Source organism: Dehalococcoidia bacterium (assembly GCA_035574915.1).
Lineage (GTDB): Bacteria > Chloroflexota > Dehalococcoidia > DSTF01 > WHTK01 > DATLYJ01.
Map to the genome: position 1 here is coordinate 1 of DATLYJ010000016.1, position 20632 is coordinate 20632.

The following is a 20632-nucleotide window of genomic DNA, read 5'->3' on the forward strand; positions in this document are numbered from 1 at the left end:
TGCGTCTTCAGCACCTGTCGCAGCAGCAGGAAGTAGCCCTGAGCGTCCTCCTGCTCCCGGAAGAGGGCCGCGACGACCTTGCCAGTGGCGTCATCGATGGCGGCCAAGAGGGTGCAGGCAGGGTGGTCGAGGCCGAACCAGGGGTGGGGGCTGCCGTCAACCTGGAGCAGGATGCCTTCCTGGGGCCGGCGGTCGCGGCGCTGGCGATGCTTAGGAGGCCGGTGGGTACGCTTGGGCTTTTGGCCCGCCTGCGGCGCAGACGCTGGACGCTAGCGCGGCTAAGGGCGATGCCCTCGTCGCGGATGAGCAGGTCCTGGAAGTGGCTGTCGTTGCAGGCGGCGTAGCGGCCAGCACCCAGCTCCACCACTCTGGCGCGTACCTCATCACTGATGCGATGGGGCGACGGCTGGCCGCGGTTGCCGTGCATGAAAGCCCTAGCGCCTCTCTCCGCGAAGCCTCTGCGCAAGCGCCGGACCTGTCGCTCCGACAGCTTCAGCGTCCGGGCGGCCTCCGCCGCCGACCACCTCCCTGCTGCTACTTCAGCGATCACTCGCAAGCGTGTCTGCTCCTTCTGGCTCAAGATGACCGGGTCCTCTCTCATGAAAGGACAGAATCATCGCTAGCGTCTCAACGGACAAATCTACTGAGCAGAACCAGCGGACAGATTCTCGGAGCAACGACACCTTAATGCGCTTCTGATAGACGGGTCTGATGCGTCTCCCTATAATGTCTGGGGTCTCCCGCCTGAGGCGGGGGAAGGAATCTCTATGGCCTTCAACCCGATCAGCGCCTTCCTGGGCCTGTTTTCACACGACATAGGCATAGACCTGGGCACGGCCAACACCCTGGTGATGGTCAAGGGCCGCGGCATCGTAATCGACGAGCCGTCGGTGGTGGCGATCGACCGCATCTCCAAGAAGGTGCTGGCTATCGGCGCCGAGGCGAAGCGCATGGTTGGGCGGACGCCGGCGAACATCGTTGCCGTGCGGCCGCTCAAGGACGGGGTGATCTCGGACTTCCACGTGACGGAGCGGATGCTGCACTACTTCATCCGGGCCGTCCATGAGCGCTTCGGTTTCGGTGTCCCCCGCCCCCGGGTCGTCATCGGCATACCGTCCGGCGTGACGGAGGTCGAGAAGCGGGCGGTCCACGACGCGGCGCTCAACGCCGGGGCGCGCGAGTGCTACCTGATCGAGGAGCCGATGGCGGCGGCGATCGGCGCCGGGCTTCCGATACTGGACCCTTCGGGCTGCATGATCGTCGACATCGGCGGTGGCACCACGGAGGTGGCGGTGATAGCGCTCGGCGGCACCGTGGTGTGGCACTCGAGCCGGATCGCCGGCGACGAGATGGACCAGGAGATCATCGCCTACGCGCGCCAGGTGCACAACATGATCATCGGCGAGCGTTCGGCGGAGGAGATCAAGATCCAGGCCGGCTCCGCCTTTCCCCTCGACGAAGAGGAGACGACGGAGATACGCGGCCGTGACCTCGCGACCGGGCTCCCGAAGCAGGTCGAGGTGAGCACGGTCGAAATCCGGGACGCGCTCTCCGGGCCCGTGAGCGCGATCGTCGACGTCGTGCGGGCCGCGATCGAGATCACGCCGCCGGAGCTGGTAGCGGACCTGATGTACAAGGGGATATGCCTGGCGGGCGGCGGCGCGTTGCTCCGCGGCCTGGACCGGCGGCTGCAGCAGGAGACTCGCTTCCCCGTGTATGTTGCCGAGGACCCGCTGACCTGCGTGGTGCGGGGTTGCGGCGAGGTGCTGGAGGAGGCAAGGATCCTCGCCAAGGTCCAGGCGTCGCTCGCTGCGCGAAAGCCGCCGCGATAGCGCCAGCCACGCTCTGCCCGGCGGCAGCCGCGCCGGCCGGCCTCGTTTCATCGAGACAGAGAAAGGAGCGCCCCACCATGACAAGCTCCTCACTCCCTGAACCTGAGCCGACCGCCGAAGCCAGGGGCCACGGGCTGCAGTCACCGGCCTTATGACCGCCCGCACCAGCCTCTGGTTTGCCAGCATGATGGCCACGGGCCTCTTGCTGATCGCTATGTCCACCGTCGGGGTGCTGCGCCCCATCGAGAACGTCTCGTACAAGGTGCTGGCGCCAGTGGAGGGCGTCCTGCGGGCCATCGCGCGGCCAATCGCGAACACGGTCACTAACTACAACGACATCCGCGACCTCACGCGGGAGAACGAGGCCCTGCGCACCGAGAACGAGCGCCTCAACGCCGTCATCGCCCGGCTGCAGGAAGAGGCAACGCAACGAGAGGCGTTGGAACGCCTGGTGGAAGTGAAGCAGGGCCTGTCCGAACACACATTCCTGGGGGCGACCGTAATTGCCCGCGACCCGACGAACCTGCGGCAGATGATCGCCATCGACCGCGGGCGCGACGACGGCATCAAGGTGGGGATGCCGGTGATCACCGAAGGCAGCGCGCTGGTCGGCACCATCTCCAAGGTGGAGAGCGACCACGCCTGGGTCACGCTGGTCACGGACGTGAACAGCGCCGTGAGCAGCCGCACCCTGGAGTCGCGCGCGGACGGCGTTGTCTCCGGCGGCTACGACCGGCGCCTGTCGATGGAGTTCGTGACCCAAGACGCGCCGGTAAAGGAGGGTGACACCGTCGTGACCTCGGGCCTGGGCGGGAGCTATCCGCGCGGCCTCGTGATCGGGCGCGTGACGGGCATCGCCGGCAGCAGGCAGGAGGTGTTCCGTAAGGTAACGGTCGAACCGCTGGCGAGCCTCGCGCGGATCGAGACCGTGCTGGTGATGACCAGCTTCGTGCCCGTGAGGCTTGCCGCGCCGTGAGCTACTACATCGGCATCCCCCTCGTGATCACGGTCGCGCTTTCCGAGGTGGCGTTCCTGCCTTACTTCAGGGTCTTCGGCCTCCAGCCGAACCTGCTCCTGGTGGTGCTCCTGGCCTGGCTCATGGTACGGGGCCAGGAGGAAGCCCTGTACCTGATCCCTACCGGCGCCATCGTCCTGGGCCTCGTCGACGGCGCGCCGCTGGGCGTCGCCCTCCTGGCCCTGGCGCCGCTGGCGATCCTGCACGACCTTCGCGGCTCCCATCTCAGCGAGGGGCAGTTCCTGAACGCCGTCGTCTTCACGATTGCCGCCACGGTCGTTTACCAGACCGCTTACCTGGTGGCGTTTGGGGCGGCGGGCGAAGGAGGAAACATCCTGGTGGCGGTCACCCGGGTCGTGGTGCCTGTCGCGCTCCTGAACGTGGCCGTAATGCTGCCGGTGTACTGGGCTACGTGGGTCTGTAGTCCTGATGTGCGCCGCACCATGTTTGCGTGAAGCCATGACGGTAGCGCGGAGATCCGGGAGCAGAGAGGAAAGGGTACGGGGCCGCTGTCCGGCGCCTCTGCGCGCCTCCGCGCCCCGGGCAGCGTCCACGGCCACAGGCCTTCATTTCGTGACAAGGGGGCTCTGAGTGGGCTACAGCACGGGCCGAAAGCCGTGGCGCTCCGATCCGCCCCGCGAGCTCACGGACGAAGCGGAAGCGGCGAAGCGGAAGGTCTTCTACCTCGGCCTGGTAGTGCTGGCGGTCTTCGGCGTCCTCACCGTACAGCTGGCGCGCCTGCAACTCATTTCCGGCGAGAAGTACGCCCTGCGCGCGGAAAACAACCGCCTGCGCCAGGTGTCGATCACGCCGCCCCGCGGCCTGATCTACGACCGTCATGGCGTACCCCTGGTCGAGAACCGGGCGAGCTTCTCGGCGGCGATCGTGGCCGCCGACCTTCCGCCGGAGCAGGAGACCGCGATCACGGTGACCCTCCAGGAGCTTCTCGGGGTGCCCGCGGGAGAAATCGCCGCGCGCGTCCAGGAGCGGCGCCGCTCGAATGACCCCTTCAGCCCCGTGGCGATCAAGGAGAACCTCAGCCAGGAGACGGCCTTCCGGTTGCGGGAACGCCTGCCGGAACTGCCGGGAGTCCGGGTCATCGTCGAGCCGCGGCGGGAGTACATCAACGGTCCTCTCTTGTCGCATGTCATCGGGTTCCTCGGGCCGATCGACGATACGGAGTACGCGGCCCTGAGGTCGCGTGGCTATCAACTCAACGACGACATCGGCAAGACCGGCGTCGAGTACACGTACGAGAGCGCGCTACGCGGTATCCCGGGCGTGAAAGTCGTGGAGGCCGACGCCTCCGGGCGCGAAGTGCGCACGATCCTCGAACAGCCAGCGACTCCGGGCGCGAGCATCGTCCTCTCGCTGGACCTGGACCTGCAGCAGAAGGTCACCGAGTTCGTCCAGGCCGGGATGGGACGCTCGCGCAATGCCGCCGCCGTGGTAATGGACGTACGCACCGGCGAGATACTGGCCCTCGTCTCGCTCCCCACTTACGACAACAACGTCTTCGCGCGCGGCGTCGACCAGCGGGAGATCGAGCGGCTGCTCACCGACCCCGGCAAGCCGCTGGTGAACCATGCGATCGCGGAGATGTATCCGCCAGGGTCGACCTTCAAGCAGATCACCGGCATAGCGGCGCTCCAGGAAGGCATCGCGAACGCCAGTACGCGCATCACCAGCCTGGGCTCGATCCAGGTGCGGAACCAGTACAACCCCAGCATCTCCTACACATTCAAGGACTGGGCGGCGCTGGGCACGATGGACTTTTACCGCGGCGTCGCCATGTCGTCTGACGTGTACTTCTACTACCTGGCCGGCGGCTACGTGGACTTCAACTCCGGCCGCGATGTCTTCCAGGGGCTTGGCGCGGCGCGGCTGGCCTCGTGGGCGCGCAAGTTCGGCCTGGGCGCGGCGACGGGCATCGACCTCCCGGGCGAGTCCGAGGGCCTTGTCCCTGACCCGGCCTGGAAGGAGAGGGCGCTCGGCGAGGTCTGGACGGTGGGCGACACCTACAACATGGGGATCGGCCAGGGCTACGTGGCCACGACGCCGTTGCAGATGCTGCTGGTGACTGCGGCCATCGCCAACGGCGGCGACGTGCTCGTGCCGCACGTCGTGCGCGAGATCCGGGACGCGGCGGGCGGAGTCATAGTCCCGCCGTGGCGACGCGTGAAGAACAACCTCAACGTCGACCCGCGAAACATAAACATCATGCGCGAGGCCATGCGACAGGCGGTCGACACCGGGACGGCGACGACGGCGAAAGTGCGCAGCGTGGCGGTTGCCGGCAAGACGGGGACGGCAGAGTTCGGCGAGCGGCGGCCCGATGGCTCCTACCTGGAGCACGGCTGGTTCACGGGCTTCGCACCCTACGACAACCCGGAGATCGCGGTGGTGGTGTTCCTGGAGCAGGGCGGTGGCGCGCTCACCGCCGCCCCGGTCGCCGCCAAGATCTTCGACTACTACTTCCAGCGCAAGAACCTCGCCGAGGCCCGCTAAATGCGCAAGCGCGATACCGGCAACTTCGACCTCGTCCTCTTCGGCCTAGCCCTGGCCTTGACTGCCTACGGGCTCGTCCTGATCTACAGCGGCAGCCTAACCTCGTCCGGGGGCGTGCGGGAGTCGCTTAGCGGGCCGGTAGGGCGCCAGCTTGTCTTCGCGGCGATCGGGATCGGCGCGTTCCTGGCGGTCTCGCAGGTCGACTATCGCTTCCTCGCCCAGGGGTCGCTCGGGATGTACGTCGGGCTGATCGCGGCGCTCACGTTCGTGCTGGTGTTCGGGGCGCAGGCGTTCGGGTCGCGGCGCTGGATCGACATTGGCGGCACCCACGTCCAGCCCTCTGAGATCGGCAAGATCGTCGTCATCCTGACTCTGGCCAAGTACCTCTCGGACCAGGGCGAGCGCGTCAAGGAGCTGCGCGTCTTCCTGACGTCGCTTGCCATCGCGGCGCTGCCGGCGCTGCTGGTCTTTGCCGAACCGGACCTTGGCTCGGCGGTGATCTTCCTCCTCATCTGGCTGGGCATGGTGGTGATGGCCGGTTGCGACATGCGCCACATCATGGGGGCGATGGGCATGGTCATCGCCATGCTGCCCTTCGCGCTCATCGCCGTGGTCACCGACTATCAGCGCGAACGCGTCAGCCTCTTCCTGGACCCGAGCCAGGACCCGCTCGGCTCCGGTTTCAACATCTTGCAGGCGGAGATTTCGATTGGGTCGGGCGGTCTCCTCGGCAAAGGGCTGACGCAGGGCACTCAGACGCAGCTCGATTACCTGCGCACGCAGACGACGGACTACATCTTCAGCGTGCTGGGCGAGGAGCTTGGCTTCGTCGGCGCGATGCTCTTGTTCGCGCTTTTCATCCTGCTCCTCTGGCGCGGACTGCGCGCCGCGGCGCTCTGCCGGGACGACTTCGGGCGCTCGATCGCCGTCGGGGTCGTGATCTTCATCCTCTTCCAGGCGTTCATCAACATCGGCGTGAACATCCGCCTGTTCCCGGTCACGGGAATTCCGCTGCCCTTCATCAGCCAGGGCGGAAGCTCTTTGGTCACCGTGTTCATAGCAATCGGATTGCTCGAGAGCGTGCTCATCCGGCACCGGCAGATGTCGCCCTATGGCCTCACCTGAGGCCAGGGCCGGAGCGATCGTCCGGCCAGCCGCGCGCGTACTGCTGCTTGACCCGCTCGGGCGCGTCCTCCTGCTGCGTGTCGAAAGACCCTACGGCCTGCCGTACGCCGCCTGGCTCACGCCCGGTGGCGGCCTGGAGCCGGGCGAATCCCATGAGGAAGCGGCCCTCCGCGAGCTCCGCGAGGAGACGGGGATCACCGGAGTCGAGCTGGGGCCCTGGGTCTGGGAGCGACGCTTCCACTTCAGCCGCGGTGTCGTCTACTGCAACCTGGAGCGCTACTACGTCGCCCGGATCGCCTTCGAGCCGCGCGTCCAGACCCAGGGTGACGATGGGGAGGGGCCGCCCGGGCACCGCTGGTGGGGAGTCAGGGAGCTGGCCAGCCTCCGCGAGCCGCTGCTACCGCCGCGCCTTCCGGAGTTCCTGCCGGAGATCATCGCGGGGCACTATCCGGCAAGAGTGCTGGACATAACCGAGGAAGGCGAATTGCAGACCTGCTGAACGCCCCCCTGCGGGCGTCCGATAATGGAGACGATGACGCCGCTCCTCTTTTTCCTGGCCGGTATACCGGCCGCCCTGGTGCTAAACCACGGCATCGCCGTGTTGGGCCGCGAGCAGGACCCCGCAGAAGACGGGCTGGAGGCGAATGAGCCGGGGCCAGGCCCCGTGGTGCGCAAGCTGCCCTGGCAGGTACAGCCCTGGCGCGACCGGGTGCGAGTGCTGGTCGTCGCTGCCGCGCCCTTCCTCATGGCGGGCGCGGGGTGGCGCTTCGAGCCGCTTGAGGCGGTGGCAGTCTCGGCGCTGATCCTGGCGCTGCTCCTCTGCACGGGCACAGACTTGATCGAGTACCGCGTGCCGAATGTCGTGACCTACCCGGGCATCGTGCTGGCGCTGGCGGCCGCGGCCTTGTTTCCGGATGGCGACCCCGTCAACGCCCTCGTCGCGGGCGTCGTGGGCGGCCTGATATTCCTCGTGCTTGCGATCGTTACGCGGGGCGGCCTGGGCCTCGGGGACGTGAAGCTCGCGGTGCTGATCGGCGTCGCCCTGGGCTTCCCAGCGAGCTACCAGGCGCTCGTCATCGGCGTCCTCACCGGCGGCGTGGTCATCCTGGCGCTGTTCCTGGCCGGCATCGTGTCGCGCAAGCAGGCCGTGCCCTACGCGCCATTCCTGGCGCTTGCGGCGGTCGGGATAGTGCTCACGCAGGGCGCCGTGTTCGCGCCGTTGTAGCGGCGCCGGGAGTGGGGCGTCAGAGCAGGGTCTCGGACACTCACGGCATGCTCTGCCCTCGACCCTCTCCGTCGCCTTGCCCGTAGCTTGACACCTTCCCTTACCATATACAGCGACCCTCGCCTTAGCCTGCACTGCTAGACAGGACCTACGGATGCCCGGCGCCCTGCAAGGCCTTCGCGTGCTCGACCTCACGAACGAGCGGGGCGTGTACTGCACCAAGGTCCTGGCAGACCTCGGCGCCGACGTCATACGCATCGAGCACCCGAAGGGCGGCGGGATCCGCGACTTCCCGCCCTACTACCATGGCGAGCGCGACGCGAACCGGAGCCTCTACTTCTGGCACTACAACACGAGCAAGCGGTCGGTCACGCTCGACATAACCAAGCCCCGGGCGCGGGAAGCCTTTCTGAAGCTCGTGGACGGCGCCGACGTGCTCGTCGAGAGCTTCGACCCCGGCTACATGGCGTCCCTCGGCCTCGGCTACGCTGACCTTGCGCTGCGCAACCCGAAGCTCATTTACACCTCGATCACGCCGTTCGGGCAGGACGGGCCGCTGGCCAAGAACCCGGCCAATGACATCGTCCTCTGCGCCCTGGGCGGCATGATGAACGTGAACGGTGACCCGGACTTGCCGCCGCTGGCCGCGTTCGGAGAGCAGTCCTATCACGTGGCGTCGAACTACGGCGTGGTGAGCACGCTCGCGGCGAACCAGTACCGGCGGCGCAGCGGCAGGGGCCAGCACATCGACGTCTCGACGGAGGCCTGCATCGCCGGCTTCATCGAGCACGTCGGCTACTTCTACTGGTACAACGACATGATCGCGATGCGGCAGGGGAGCCTGCACTGGAGCCTGGCCTTCGCTGTCGTGCGCTGCAAGGACGGCTACAGCATGGTGAGCATCGCCCACAATTGGGAGGACCATCTGGCGTGGATGCTCTCTGACGGCTTCGGCGAAGAGCTTGCCGGCCAGCCGGCCCGGCCCACGCAGATACCCGACTACGCGACGCGCCGCGCGAATGCGCAGCGCCGCACCGCGATCGTCGAGCAGTGGGCGGCGACCAAGAGCGTCGACGACTTCGCGCGGGAGGGGCAGGAGAGGCGGTTACCGTTCGGCAAGGTCCTGAACGTCGACGAAGTCTTCGTGAACCCGCAGCTTCGGACCCGGGGGTTCTTCGTGGATGTTCAGCATCCTGAGCTGGGCGAGACCGTCACCTATCCAGGCGCCCCGTTCGTGATGCACGCGAGCCCCTACGCCATCCATCGTCGCCCGCCGCTACTGGGCGAGCACACCCATGAGGTGCTCGCCGGCGAACTCGGCATGTCGGAGGCCGAGCTGGCGCAGCTCGAGCAGGAGGACGTGATTTGACCGACCGAGCGCTGGAGGGCGTCCGCATCCTCGACTTCACGTGGGTGGTCGCGGGGCCGTTCGCGACGCGCATGCTCGCCGACCTCGGGGCCGAGGTCATCAAGGTGCAGTCGGCTGCGACCTCGCGGGGCGCGGACTCGAACGGGGCGGCGGCGTTCAGCACCTTCAACCGCAACAAGTACGGGATCGTGCTCAACATGCGGCAACCGAAGGCCGTCGAGCTGGCGAGGCGGCTGGCCGCTTTGTCCGACGTGGTGGTCGACAACTTCAGCGCGCGGGTGATGAAGAACTGGGGCATGGACTACGAGAGCCTGAAGGCGGTGAAGCCGGACATCATCTGCGTCTCCATGTCCGGACCAGGCCACAGCGGCCCCTGGCGCGACTACGTGAGCTACGGCCCCACGCTGCAGGCGCTCTCGGGGATGACCTACCTCATGGGCTTCCCCGGGCGGGCGCCGCAGGGGTTTGGCTACTCTTACGCCGACCACGCCGGCGGCGTGACGGGGGCGATCGCGGTGCTGGCGGCGCTGGAGCACCGCGCGAACACGGGCGAGGGACAGTGGGTGGACCTGGGGCAGCTGGAGGCGATGACGGCGCTCATCGGGCCGGCATTCCTCGACTACGCCGTCAACGGCACGGTGCCCCAGCCGAAAGGCAACCTCCTCCAATCGCGGCCCTGCGGCCCCTATGGCGCCTATCGCTGCAAGGACGACGAGTCCGGCAGGCTCCCGGCGGTCGACCGCTGGATCGCCATCGGCGTCACGAACGACGACGAGTGGCGGGCCTTCGTGAAGGCCATTGGCTCGCCGGCGTGGACGCAGGACGCGAGGTTCGCGACGCAGGAAGGCCGCTACAAGCACGCCGAGGAGCTCGACCGCCTGGTCGAGACGTGGACGCGCGACAAAGAGCCCTACGAGGCCATGGAAGCCCTAACCCGCGCTGGCGTCCCGGCCGGGGTCGTCCAGAACGCCTATGACCTCGTACACAACGACCCGCAGCTCAAGCACCTGGACTTCTGGTGGGTGGCAGAGCGCACGAACATGGCGCCGAACCACTTCGACGCCTACCCGGCGCGCCTCTCGGAAACGCCGGCGACGCTCTGGGGCCCTGCGCCCTGGCTGGGCGAGCACAACGAGAAGGTGTTCGGCGAACTCCTCGGCCTCAGCGCCGAGGAGATAAAGCGGCTACAGGAGGAAGAGGTCATCTGGTGACCGCAGCGATCGAGTATCGGCGAAAGCCCGCGATCTCCAATGCCGAGCTGGATGACCTCTATGCTGCCGCCTGGCCGGCCCATCAGCGGGGGCAGGAGCTGCAGCCGGTGCTCCAGCGCTCCCTGACCTGGATTGGCGCCTACGCCGGCGCCCGCCTCGTGGGATTCGTCTACGGCGCCTGGGACGGCGCACAGCACGCCTTCCTGCTCGACACGACGGTCCATCCAGACTATCGGCATCTCGGCGTGGGCACGCGGCTGGTGCGTGAGCTGGCGGCCGCGGCGATCGAAGCGGAGCCCCGGCTCGAATGGCTGCACGTGGACAGCGATGAGGCGCTGATGGAGTCCTTCTATCTGCCGGCCGGCTTCCGGCCGACCGCCGCCGGGCTCATGAGCGCAGAAGACATGCGCGGCATCGGGGAGGCGCTGCGGCCGTGACCGCTGACGCCTCGGCGCCCAGGGCTCGCTTCCCAGCGGTGCCGCCGCCAGCGTCGAAGTACTACCCGCCGCTGCGCGACCTGTGCCTGTCGATGCCTGGCGCCTGGGAGGACTATCCCTGGGGCGAGACGGTATTCAAGGGCCCGAACAACAAGATCTTCGCCAGTTTCTACCAACGCGAGGATGGCGCGCTGGGCGTCGGCATGCGAGTCTCTCTTGCCGAGCAGGGCGCGGTGACTCAGATCCCCGGCATTTCCGTGGCCGCCTACTCCGGCAAGTACGGCGGCATCACCGCCATCGTCAGTGACGAGGCCTCGTACGAGCTGGTACGCGACCTCATACTGATCAGCTACCATCACGTGAACCCGCGGAAGAAGGCGCGGGCAAGGAGAGGCTGATGCGGATCAAGGCCGGTGACTTGCACCTGAATTACGAGATTTACGGCGAGAGCGGCGACTGGCTGGTGATGTGCCACGGCCTGGGCGCCGGCCTGCGCTCGCTGCGCAATGCGGCCGAGAGGCTGTCGGACAAGTTCCGGGTCCTCATCTGGGACAACCGGGGCATCGGCGAGTCCGACACGGCGCCGCCAGGGAGCGACTACAGCATAAAGACCCATGCTCGCGACCTAGCGAACCTCATGGACGCCCTCGGCATCGAAAAGGCCATCGTCCACGGCGTCTCCTGGGGCGGCGTCCTCGGCCTTCGCTTCGTCATCGATTATCCGGAGAAGGTGCGCGCCTTCATCTGCGACTCCTCCTCTGCCGAGGTCAACGAACGGGCGGCGCAGAACTGGATCGCCCGCGGCGAGGCCTATGTCCGCGAAGGCCCGGCCGGCATCCGAAACGCCCCCGGCGGCCTCAACGATGGCAACAGACAGGCGCCTTCAGCGCAGCCGGCGCCCTCACTGGCCCAGGCCAGCGGCGGTCCCCAGGCAGACCCGACGGCTTATCTGGAGACCTGCAAAGCCGTCGCCTCGCTCTACGAGCACCCCATGAACCAGGACCTGCCCGGCATCCGCGTGCCGATGCTGGCGATCGTTGGGGAGGACGACCAGACCGCGGGCGTTGGCGGGACGGTGAAGATCGCGCGCGCGGTGCCGGACTGCAAGCTCGTGATCGTGCCGGCCACGGGTCACGGCGTCTACAGCCAGAACTTCGAGGTGTTCCGCAAGGAGCTCGAGGAGTTAGCGGCGCGGGTGGCCGTCGCCTGAGCCCAATCCGGCGCCGCCCGCGCTGCCTGGAAAAATCGCAGCCAGGTGCCCGGATGCATGGCCGGCTAACGGCTGCATGATCCTACAATAGGAATCCGTGGACCCGCCGCGCATTCAGTATGCCCGCACCAAGGACGGCGTCAGCATCGCCTACTACTCCTCGGGGACGGGTTTCCCGCTCGTCGTCATGCCCTCGCTCCCGGTCAGCCATATCGAGCAGGAGCTGGGCATCCCGGAGTGGAGGGCATGGTACGAGAAGCTGGGACGCGGCCGGCGCGTCATTCGCTACGACGCGCGCGGCACCGGACTGTCCGACCGCGGTCGCATCGAGCGCGACGTGGACGCCATGGTGGCGGACCTCGAAGCGGTGGTCGACCGCCTTGGCCTTGAGCGCTTTGGCCTCCTCTCGATCTTCTACGCCGTGCCGCCGGCGATCGCCTATGCCGCGCGCCATCCGGAGAGGCTTTCCCATCTGCTCCTGTTCTGTGGCTTCGCCCGCTTCGCCGACCTGCGGTCGCCCCAGTTGGCGGCGGTGCGCAGCCTCCTCGACCGGGACTGGGAGCTTTACACGGAGACGGCCGCGCACCTGGTCCTGGGCTGGTCGCTAGGCGAGCCGTCGCGGCGGTTCGCCAGGTTCATTCGCGAAAGCGTCTCGCCTGAAGCGATGGCAGCGATCTACGCCGCGGGCTACGACGTCACGGACCTGCTGGCCGGGGTGCAGGCGCCGACTCTGGTGCAGCACCGCAGGGAAATAAGCTGGCTGCCCCTGGACCTTGGACGGCGGCTGGCGGCCGCGATCCCGGACGCACGCCTTGAGGTGCTCGAGGGCAGTTCCATCGCGCACTACCTCGGCGACAGCGACGCGATGCTGCGCGGCATCGACTCCTTCCTCGGCGACCGCGGCGAAGAGCGGCCGCTGGACTCGGTCGGAGGCCTGCAGACCATAGTCTTTACGGACCTGCGCAACCACGCCGAGATCCTGCGGCGCCTGGGCGATGAGCGCGGGAGCCAGGTGCTTCGTGAGCACGAGCGCATCACGCGCGAATCACTGCGTGCCCACGGTGGCCGTGAGGTCAAGTCGCTGGGGGACGGGTTCATGGCCTCGTTCTCCTCGGCGCAAAGGGCCCTGGAGTGCGCGATCGACATCCAGCGGCAGTTCGACGCTTGGAACCGCGAGCACGAGGAAGCGCTCCTCGTGCGCATTGGCGTCAACGCTGGCGAACCGATCGCGGAAGACGACGACCTCTTCGGCGAGTCCGTGATCGCGGCCTCGCGTATCGCTTCGAGGGCGGCGGGCGGCGAGATCCTGGTCTCGAACGTCGTGCGGGAACTCGTCGCGGGCAAGGGCTTCGCGTTCGCGAGCCGGGGCGAGGAAGTGCTGCGCGGCTTCGACGACCCGGGGCGCATCTGGGAGCTGAACTGGCATCAGTAGGCCCCCCACACGGCCGGCGCAGGGCTGACGACGAGGGACGACGACCGCGCCCGCGCCGCGCGGCTGGGGGCTCGCCCGGGCGCGAATCCCGTAAGATCGCCTCGTGGACCCGCCAACCGTCCGATACGCGCGCTCCTCCGATGGCCGCGCGCTGGCCTGGGTGATGCTGGGCACAGGGCCGCCGAACGTGTATGTCAGCCCCGTGCCCTGGAGCCACGTCACGGCGTTCTGGCGCATACCCGGCTATCCTCAGATGTACGAGGCCGTCGCGGCCCGCCGCACGCTCGTCATGTACGACGCGCGCGGCACCGGCCTCTCCGACCGCGACCCGGACTTCGGCCTGGAGGCGCGGCTGCGCGACCTGGAAGCGGTCATCGACGCGGCGGGGTTCGATACCGTCGACCTGGCCGGGGCCGCGATAGAGGCCGGTGTGGCCTGCGCCTTTGCCGTACGCCACCCGGCGCGCGTCCGGCGCCTCGTGCTGCTCGACCCGGTAGCCCGCGGCAGCGATTACATGCAGCAGCCGGCGATCCGCGCGCTCTCGAGTTACCGCGAGATGCTAGACGAAGACTGGCTGGGGTACCTGGCGACGCTCAGCGCCAGGATCGTCGGCTTCGAACACACGGACCGAGCGCGGGCGCTGGCCGGCGTCATGGCCGAGGCCAGCTCGCCGGAGGCGATCCGGGTGCACGTGCGGACCCTGCCGGAGTTCGACGTTTCGGACTGCCTGGCCCAGGTGTCCTGCCCCACGCTCATACTCTGCTTCCCGCAACAGACTGCCTCCTTTCCACACCTGTCACGCGAGTTTGCGGACAAGGTACCGGGCGCCCGGGTAGCTACGCTGGACGTGCCCCACCGCTTCCCGCTGCAGCCCAGGGCGATAGAGGTGATGGAGGCCTTCCTCTCGGAGACAGACCCTTAGTCTTCATCGGGGTCAGGGCGGCCGAGCCCCCGGCCGGTCGAGGCCCAGCGCCCTCCTCGGCGCGCGGGTCTGGGTCCGCAACGTGCGCAGGGGCCTGCCGTGCCGCCGCGGGCGCCAGCGCGACGGCGATCTGTGAGCCGCGCGAAGTTGGCTTGGCCTGGACGCCCCACTGCGCCAGTACGCAGCCCTCCGTGTCCGGCATAGCAGCGTCTTATCCAGAAATGGCCTCATCACAGGGCCGGCAGCGCCGATACCTAATATGCGACCCATGGACTTTGAAGCGTCTCCCGCCATGGAACCGCGCGAGGGCCTTGCCCGGTTGCTGGACCGGCGCTACATGGTACTGCCCGCAGCGGCCGCGGCAGCGCTTGGCCTGAGCGCCTACGGCGCGGCCCTGATCCTCGGTGCCGCTGCGGCGCCGCTGGCAGCGGTCGCCGGCATCGCTGCCGGCGCTGGTTGGAGCTGGACCCGTGCGCACCAGCATCGTCACGACGGCTCGCGGGCCAGCCTCGCCAGGGCCCTGGAGCGCCAGGTCGACAACGGCCGCAAGATATCGATCCAGGACCGCGCGACCGGGCTCCTCCAGAAGTGGTACTTCGATCTCCGCGTCGCTGAGGAGGTGAGCCGCTGCAAGCGCTACGGTACGCCCATGGCGCTGCTCAGGCTGAGCGCCGGGTCCGGCGCCGAGGAGGACACCTGGGGGACGGAGACCGAGTGGCGGCTGGCCCAGGAGCTTGCCCACCACCTGAGGGCAGTCGACATCGCGACGCGGGCCGGGCCTCTGGAGTTCCTCGTCTGCCTGCCGCACACGGACCTGCGCGGCGTCCAGGCCGCGGCCAGGCGCCTCCTGGCCAGCCTCGAGAGCTGGTCTCCCGGCGTCAGTTACGCGACTTATCCCGAGGACGGCGACGAGTCCGAAGCGCTGATGCAAGCAGCCCTCGGCCGCCAGTCCCCGCCCGAGGGAGGACCGCCTCCGCACGAAGACGATGCCGCCCCGGCCAGCTACGACGAGGTCCTTGCGGCGCTGGCGGAGGGGGAGACAGCCGCCGTTGCGGTCGAAGCTCCTGACACGGCCCGGCTCGTGAAGCAGCGGCTGCGGCATGCTGGCAGACGCCTCGGCCTCAGGGTGAGGGTCTGGGAAGAAGACGGGCGCGTCCTCGTCCGCCGCGAGACAGCCGCCGACTCCGGGCGCTCGACCAACGCTGCCTGAGCCAGCTGTAACGCTATCGCGCCAGCGACGTTTCCTCTGTTGAAGGAACGCCCGAAGGTCAGGGACTGGACCAGCAGGCCGCGACGCACTGGCCGGCGCCCAAATCCCACGCCCGGGCTCCGCTCAGTGCTCAGCCCGATGCCGGCCTGCCAGGAATGGCAGGCCTCTTTGCGTCAGGGCTGCTTCCCACAGCGGAAGCCGGCCGCGGGGAGACAGGCAAGGTTAGTGATGACAGGGAAGAGTAGGGAAGCTGGTCAGAAGCCACTTTCGTGTCCGTACTGCGGGCTGGACTTGATGGTTACGAGGCCCGTAACCCACGGCCCCGGCGCGCCCAGCCGTCCGCTGGGCCAGCTTTACCAGCGCCCGCGGCTGGTATTGCCGACGCAGACCCAGACGCTGCCCCCCGCCGCGGCCTGAGCGCACCCTAAGGCCGCCCCCTCGCCCCTTAGCAGGGCTCGGCCTGTGTCTCGGATGATGGGCGGGTGCGCGTGTCCGCCGTGCTCCTCTCCGCCGATAGGCTGCCCTTATACTGGGCCGGCGGAGGGAGGTGCTCGATAGCCGGCGAGATTACGATCGCGGAGCTCGTTCGCAACGGCACCATGAGCGCCGAAGTCGCGGCGGTGCTATGGGCTGCCGTGGACGAAGAGGTCTCGTTCCTGACGGTCGCGGTGCCACGCTTCGCCGGCAAGTCTACGACCTCCGAGGCGGTCCTCGCCCTCCGGCGCCCGGAGGTGCCCCTGCACCGCTTTCATGGCGAGCCCGGCGTCCTCGACCGGCTGCGGCATGAGCGGCTCGGCGGCTACATCGTCGTGCCCGAGTTCAGCCAGGCGCCAGTCCCGGGCTACATCTGGGGCGAGCCCGTGCGCCAGGTATTCGACACCCTCAAGGCCGGCTATTCGCTCCAGGCCTCGCTCCACGCCCCATCACCGCAGGACGCCGTCCTCGAGGTGACCGCGGGCTGCGGCGTGGACGACGAGGATGCGTCGGCGATCGGTCTCATCATCTATATCGAGCGCTTCGGCCACGACCTGGCCGACTTCTGGCGGCGCATCGCCGAGGTATACGAGGTCGATTACGTCGAGGGCGGCCAGGCCGTTGGCCGCACCCTGTACCGCTGGTCCCCGGAGACCGACCGCTTCGACGCCGAGGAAGAGCCGCGCAACTTCGCGCGGGACACGGACCTGCTGCTTGCCCGCGCCGAGCTCCTGGGGGACCTTGCGCGCTCCGGCCATACCGCTGCGGCGGACGTGGCGGCAGCCCTGGAGCGCTTCCGCGCCGCCCACGGCTGACGCGTGCTTGCCAGCCTCGCGCTGACGGCACTGCCGACGGAGGCAGATCGCATCTTTGGGCGTAGGGAAGGCTGCTTGATATACTCGATTGGGCCGCTGGAAGCGGCCAGGGGAATGCCTCGCCGATGATGAACCGTCAGCCCGCCAACCGCCGCGCCCGGCGCCGCGCACCGCGCTCCTACACCGACGTCCGCCGCGCCGAGCTACCCGGCCTGCTGGGCGTGATCACCAATCCCAAAGTCTTCGTAGTGGCAATGGTCGTAATGGGCCTCTCGATGCTGCTGAGCGTGCTACCGCTTGGCATTGGAGGGGCGCAGCCGACAGACGATGGCCAGATCCACCAGGCTGGCGAACTGGAAGACAAGCCGATCGTGAGCGCTGACGAGACGCCGCAGCCGCAAGTCAGCACGACGCCGACCGTGAAGCGCTACGACTCGCCGCCGAGCCTGCATATCGACCCTTCCAAGCGCTACGTGGCGACCGTGAAGACCTCGAAGGGCGACTTCCAGATCGAGCTGGACCCGAGCCAGGCGCCCGAGACCGTGAACAGCTTCGTCTTCCTGGCCCGCGAGGGCTACTACAACAACACGCCCTTCATGCAGCTGGCCCGGGACCAGAGCGGCGGCAAGTTCGTCGCCCAGGCGGGCGACCCGACCTGCAAGCCGGGTGTCCTGTGCCAGGCCCTGGGCACGCCGGGATACTCGATCCGGAAGGAGACTACGAGCCTGCCCTTCAGCCGCGGCGCGGTGGGCATGGGAGGCAGCTCGCCGACCAGCAATGGCGGGCAGTTCTTCATCTCCTTCGGCGACTACCCCGCTCTCAACGGCAAGTACACCATCTTTGGCCGGGTTATCTCCGGCATGGACGTCGTCGACCGCTTGACCCTGCTCGACCTCACGCAGGGCGAACCCGGCCCCGCGGACACGATCATCTCCGTGGAGATCGCGGAGAGCTAAGCCAGGCCTCCCTCGGTCCGAAGGGCTCAGGACGGAGGGAGCCCTTCGACAGGCTCAGGACGGAGCCCTAGACTGGAGCGAGGCCATGAGCAGCAGCCGGGACATTCGCGACCTCTGGACGTCCTTCTTCGAGGCGCGCGGCCACAAGCGCATCCCTTCCTCCTCCCTGATCCCGGTGGGCGACCCGACGCTGCTCTTCACGACGGCGGGCATGGTGCAGCTCAAACCCTGGTTCATGGGCCTCGCCGAGCCGCCGGCAAGGCGCCTCATCTCGATCCAGAAGGTCCTTCGCACCTCTGACATCGAAGCGGTGGGGAACGAGCGGAACCAGACGTTCTTCGAGATGCTGGGCAACTTCAGCGTCGGGGACTACTTCAAGGACGAGGTCATCCCGTGGGCCTGGGAGCTGGCGACTACGCCCTGGCCGAATGGACTCGGCCTGGAGCCGGAGAGAGTCTGGGCCACCATCTACCTCGACGACGAAGAGTCGTTCGACCTGTGGCGCAAGGTTGGCATCCCGGCGGAGCGCATCGTCCGCTTCGGCGAGAAAGAGAACTACTGGTTCGCCGGCCCCGTCGGGCCCTGCGGCCCGAATACGGAGATCAACTACGATTTCGGGGAGGGTTTCGGTTGCCGGCGCCCTGATTGCGGCCCGAACTGCGAGAACCCCAAGCCGGACGGCAGCGGCGAGTGCGACCGCTTCCTGGAGTTCTGGAACCTTGTCTTCATGACGCTGTACCAGGCCGAGGACGGCAGCCGGACGCCCTTGCCCCAGAGGAACGTGGACACGGGCGCCGGTTTCGAGCGCTGGGCCACGCTGCGCCTCTGGCTGGAGGGCGTCGACTGGCGGGGGAAGCCGAAGGACTGGCGCGCGCTGGGCGTCCGGCCCACGAACTACGACACGGACCTTTTCGGCCCCCTGCTGGACACCATCGGCGGGATCGTTGGCAAGTCGTACGAGGAGGCCTCGCCCCAAGAGCAGCGGGCGATGCGCATCATCGCCGACCACTCCCGGGCCGCCACCTTTCTCATCGCCGAGGGCCTGACGCCCAGCAATGAGGGCCGCGGTTACGTCCTCCGCCGCCTCATCCGCCGGGCGACGACGTACGGGCAACGCTTGAAGCAGGGCGAGCAGTACCTGGCCCGGACGGCGGCGACGATCGTCGACATAATGTCGCACGCTTACGAGCAGCTGGAGCAGCAGCGCGAATTCGTCCTCAAAGTGCTCCGAGGCGAAGAGGCGCGCTTCTTCGAGACGCTGGGGTCGGGCCGGGCCCAGATCGCCGACTTCCTCCGGGCCCGTCCGGACCGCAAGCTGACGGGGCGCGAGCTCTTCTACCTCTGGGACACGCACGGCTTCCCGCCCGAGCTGACGCTGGAGCTGCTGGCCGAAGAGGGCGCCGGCGTCTCGGACATGGACGAGTTCGAGCGCGAACTCGAGGCCCAGCGCGAGCGCTCCCGCTCCGCGTCACGCTTCGAGGGCGAAGCCGAGCGTATCCAGGCCTACGCCACCCTCGGCCTCGAACCAACGACGTTCCTCGGCTATGACACCCTGACGGCGACCGCAGCCGTGCGCGGCCTCGTTACCGAAGGCCGCGTCGCTACCGCCCTCGAGGCTACGGAGACGCATGGCGCCCGGGTCGAGGTCGTGCTCGACCGGACGCCCTTTTACGCCGAAGGCGGAGGCCAGGTGGGCGACAAGGGTGACCTGGTCTGGGACGGCGGCCGGTTCGTGGTCGAGGACACGCAGGCGGTGGGTGAGGGCGGCGTCATCGCCCACGTCGGCCGGCTCGTGGAAGGCCGCCTTGCGGCCGGCATGCAGGTCGAAGCCCGCGTCGACCCCGAGTTGCGCGCCGACACGATGCGCAACCATACGGCCACGCACATCCTCCACGCGGCCCTGCGCCAGACGCTGGGCTCCCACGTCCGCCAGGCGGGCTCCTACGTCGGCCCGGACCGGCTTCGCTTCGACTTCACGCACCTGGAAGCGCTGACGCCGGAGCAAATCGCCGAAGTCGAGGCACTGGCGAACCGTGTCGTGCGCCAGAACATCGAGGTGCACGTGAGCATGGAGCCTTACGAAGAGGCGATCGCCGGCGGCGCGCTCGCCTTCTTCGGTGAGAAGTACGCGGAAACGGTGCGCGTGGTGGGGATCTGCGAGCCCGAAGCTGACCGCTGCTTCAGCAAGGAGCTTTGCGGCGGTACTCACTGCCACGCCTCCGGTGAGGTGGGCGTCATCATCATCGTGCACGAGACTTCGATCGGCGCGGGGATGCGGCGCATCGAAGCCGTGACCGGGCGCGCGGCCGTGGAGCGCATCCGCCGCAACGAGGACGCCCTCGCCGGGGTGGCGGCCCTCCTCCGTGCCCAGCCGGGCGAGATCGGCGCCCGCATCCAGGCGCTTCAGGAGGAGGTGGAGGCGCTACGGCGCAAGGTGCAGGCCCTGGAACGCGCCGCCGCCCGCGACGAGGCCGAGGAGCTCATCGCCCGTGCCCGGAACGTCGACGGCGTCTCCGTGCTAGCCGCACGGGTGACGGCCAGCAGCACGGACTACCTGCGCGAGCTCGGCGACGGCCTGAAGGCGAAGCTGGGCAGCGCCGTCATCCTCCTCGGCGCGGACATCGGCGGCAGGCCGGCCTTCGTGGCGATGTCGACGCCGGACGTCGCCAGTCGGGTCCCGGCAGGCGACGTCGTGCGCGCCGCCTCGCAGGCGTCCGGCGGCGGCGGCGGTGGCAGGCCGGAGCTGGCCCAGGGTGGCGGGACGGACGTCTCGAAGCTCGACGAGGCCCTGGCGGCCGGGGCGAAGCTCGCGGAACAGAAGCTCATGACCTGACGCTTTCACCCGCGGGGCGTCGATCGCTGGTTAATCTCTCCTTCAGGGGTGTGCCCTG

Annotated in this window: 19 protein-coding genes; all 19 read left to right on the plus strand. The window is 68.3% G+C overall.

The annotated features are described in order from the left end of the window. On the plus strand, positions 1 to 344 hold a 344-nt coding region (locus tag VNN10_01285), incomplete at its 5' end, for a hypothetical protein (GenBank protein HXH20631.1). A gap of 423 nt (positions 345 to 767) precedes the next feature. Beyond that, positions 768 to 1832 (plus strand): rod shape-determining protein, encoded by a 1065-nt coding sequence (locus VNN10_01290; GenBank protein ID HXH20632.1) that lies wholly within the window; start codon positions 768 to 770, stop codon positions 1830 to 1832. 151 nt (positions 1833 to 1983) lie between these two features. Further along, entirely contained in the window at positions 1984 to 2808 is an 825-nt protein-coding gene (mreC, locus tag VNN10_01295) for a rod shape-determining protein MreC (GenBank protein HXH20633.1), read from the plus strand. Continuing rightward, complete coding sequence (locus tag VNN10_01300) at positions 2805 to 3302, plus strand: hypothetical protein (GenBank protein HXH20634.1); 498 nt, start codon at positions 2805 to 2807, stop codon at positions 3300 to 3302. Before mreC ends, VNN10_01300 begins: the two co-directional genes overlap by 4 nt. 136 nt (positions 3303 to 3438) lie before the next feature. After that, positions 3439 to 5355 carry a penicillin-binding protein 2 gene (gene mrdA / locus VNN10_01305; GenBank protein HXH20635.1) on the plus strand — a complete coding sequence of 639 codons (1917 nt, stop codon included), beginning with the start codon at positions 3439 to 3441 and terminating at the stop codon, positions 5353 to 5355. Next, positions 5356 to 6480 carry a rod shape-determining protein RodA gene (gene rodA, locus VNN10_01310; GenBank protein HXH20636.1) on the plus strand — a complete coding sequence of 375 codons (1125 nt, stop codon included), beginning with the start codon at positions 5356 to 5358 and terminating at the stop codon, positions 6478 to 6480. It begins immediately after the preceding gene. Further along, positions 6467 to 6979 carry an NUDIX domain-containing protein gene (locus VNN10_01315; GenBank protein HXH20637.1) on the plus strand — a complete coding sequence of 171 codons (513 nt, stop codon included), beginning with the start codon at positions 6467 to 6469 and terminating at the stop codon, positions 6977 to 6979. The genes rodA and VNN10_01315 overlap by 14 nt, the downstream gene beginning before the upstream one ends. A gap of 33 nt (positions 6980 to 7012) precedes the next feature. Continuing rightward, on the plus strand, positions 7013 to 7705 hold the full coding sequence (locus tag VNN10_01320) for an A24 family peptidase (protein HXH20638.1): 693 nt from the start codon (positions 7013 to 7015) through the stop codon (positions 7703 to 7705). A 154-nt stretch (positions 7706 to 7859) separates the two neighbouring features. Then, positions 7860 to 9074, plus strand: a complete 1215-nt coding sequence (locus tag VNN10_01325) for a CoA transferase (protein HXH20639.1) — start codon at positions 7860 to 7862, stop codon at positions 9072 to 9074. Further along, on the plus strand, positions 9071 to 10285 hold the full coding sequence (locus VNN10_01330) for a CoA transferase (protein HXH20640.1): 1215 nt from the start codon (positions 9071 to 9073) through the stop codon (positions 10283 to 10285). Before VNN10_01325 ends, VNN10_01330 begins: the two co-directional genes overlap by 4 nt. After that, entirely contained in the window at positions 10282 to 10722 is a 441-nt protein-coding gene (locus tag VNN10_01335; protein HXH20641.1) for a GNAT family N-acetyltransferase, read from the plus strand. Before VNN10_01330 ends, VNN10_01335 begins: the two co-directional genes overlap by 4 nt. Continuing rightward, positions 10719 to 11120: an MmcQ/YjbR family DNA-binding protein gene (locus VNN10_01340; GenBank protein HXH20642.1), complete on the plus strand. Its 402-nt coding sequence runs from the start codon at positions 10719 to 10721 to the stop codon at positions 11118 to 11120. Before VNN10_01335 ends, VNN10_01340 begins: the two co-directional genes overlap by 4 nt. Then, positions 11120 to 11932: an alpha/beta hydrolase gene (locus tag VNN10_01345; GenBank protein HXH20643.1), complete on the plus strand. Its 813-nt coding sequence runs from the start codon at positions 11120 to 11122 to the stop codon at positions 11930 to 11932. Before VNN10_01340 ends, VNN10_01345 begins: the two co-directional genes overlap by 1 nt. Positions 11933 to 12029: 97 nt before the next feature. After that, positions 12030 to 13364 carry an adenylate/guanylate cyclase domain-containing protein gene (locus VNN10_01350; GenBank protein ID HXH20644.1) on the plus strand — a complete coding sequence of 445 codons (1335 nt, stop codon included), beginning with the start codon at positions 12030 to 12032 and terminating at the stop codon, positions 13362 to 13364. Between the two features lie 103 nt (positions 13365 to 13467). Continuing rightward, positions 13468 to 14286 (plus strand): alpha/beta fold hydrolase, encoded by an 819-nt coding sequence (locus tag VNN10_01355; protein HXH20645.1) that lies wholly within the window; start codon positions 13468 to 13470, stop codon positions 14284 to 14286. A gap of 268 nt (positions 14287 to 14554) precedes the next feature. Beyond that, complete coding sequence (locus tag VNN10_01360) at positions 14555 to 15496, plus strand: hypothetical protein (GenBank protein ID HXH20646.1); 942 nt, start codon at positions 14555 to 14557, stop codon at positions 15494 to 15496. Positions 15497 to 16095: 599 nt separating this feature from the next. Next, positions 16096 to 16785, plus strand: a complete 690-nt coding sequence (locus VNN10_01365) for a hypothetical protein (GenBank protein HXH20647.1) — start codon at positions 16096 to 16098, stop codon at positions 16783 to 16785. A 125-nt stretch (positions 16786 to 16910) separates the two neighbouring features. Beyond that, complete coding sequence (locus VNN10_01370; GenBank protein HXH20648.1) at positions 16911 to 17741, plus strand: peptidylprolyl isomerase; 831 nt, start codon at positions 16911 to 16913, stop codon at positions 17739 to 17741. Positions 17742 to 17826: 85 nt separating this feature from the next. Further along, positions 17827 to 20574 carry an alanine--tRNA ligase gene (gene alaS, locus VNN10_01375; protein ID HXH20649.1) on the plus strand — a complete coding sequence of 916 codons (2748 nt, stop codon included), beginning with the start codon at positions 17827 to 17829 and terminating at the stop codon, positions 20572 to 20574. Positions 20575 to 20632: the final 58 nt, after the last annotated feature.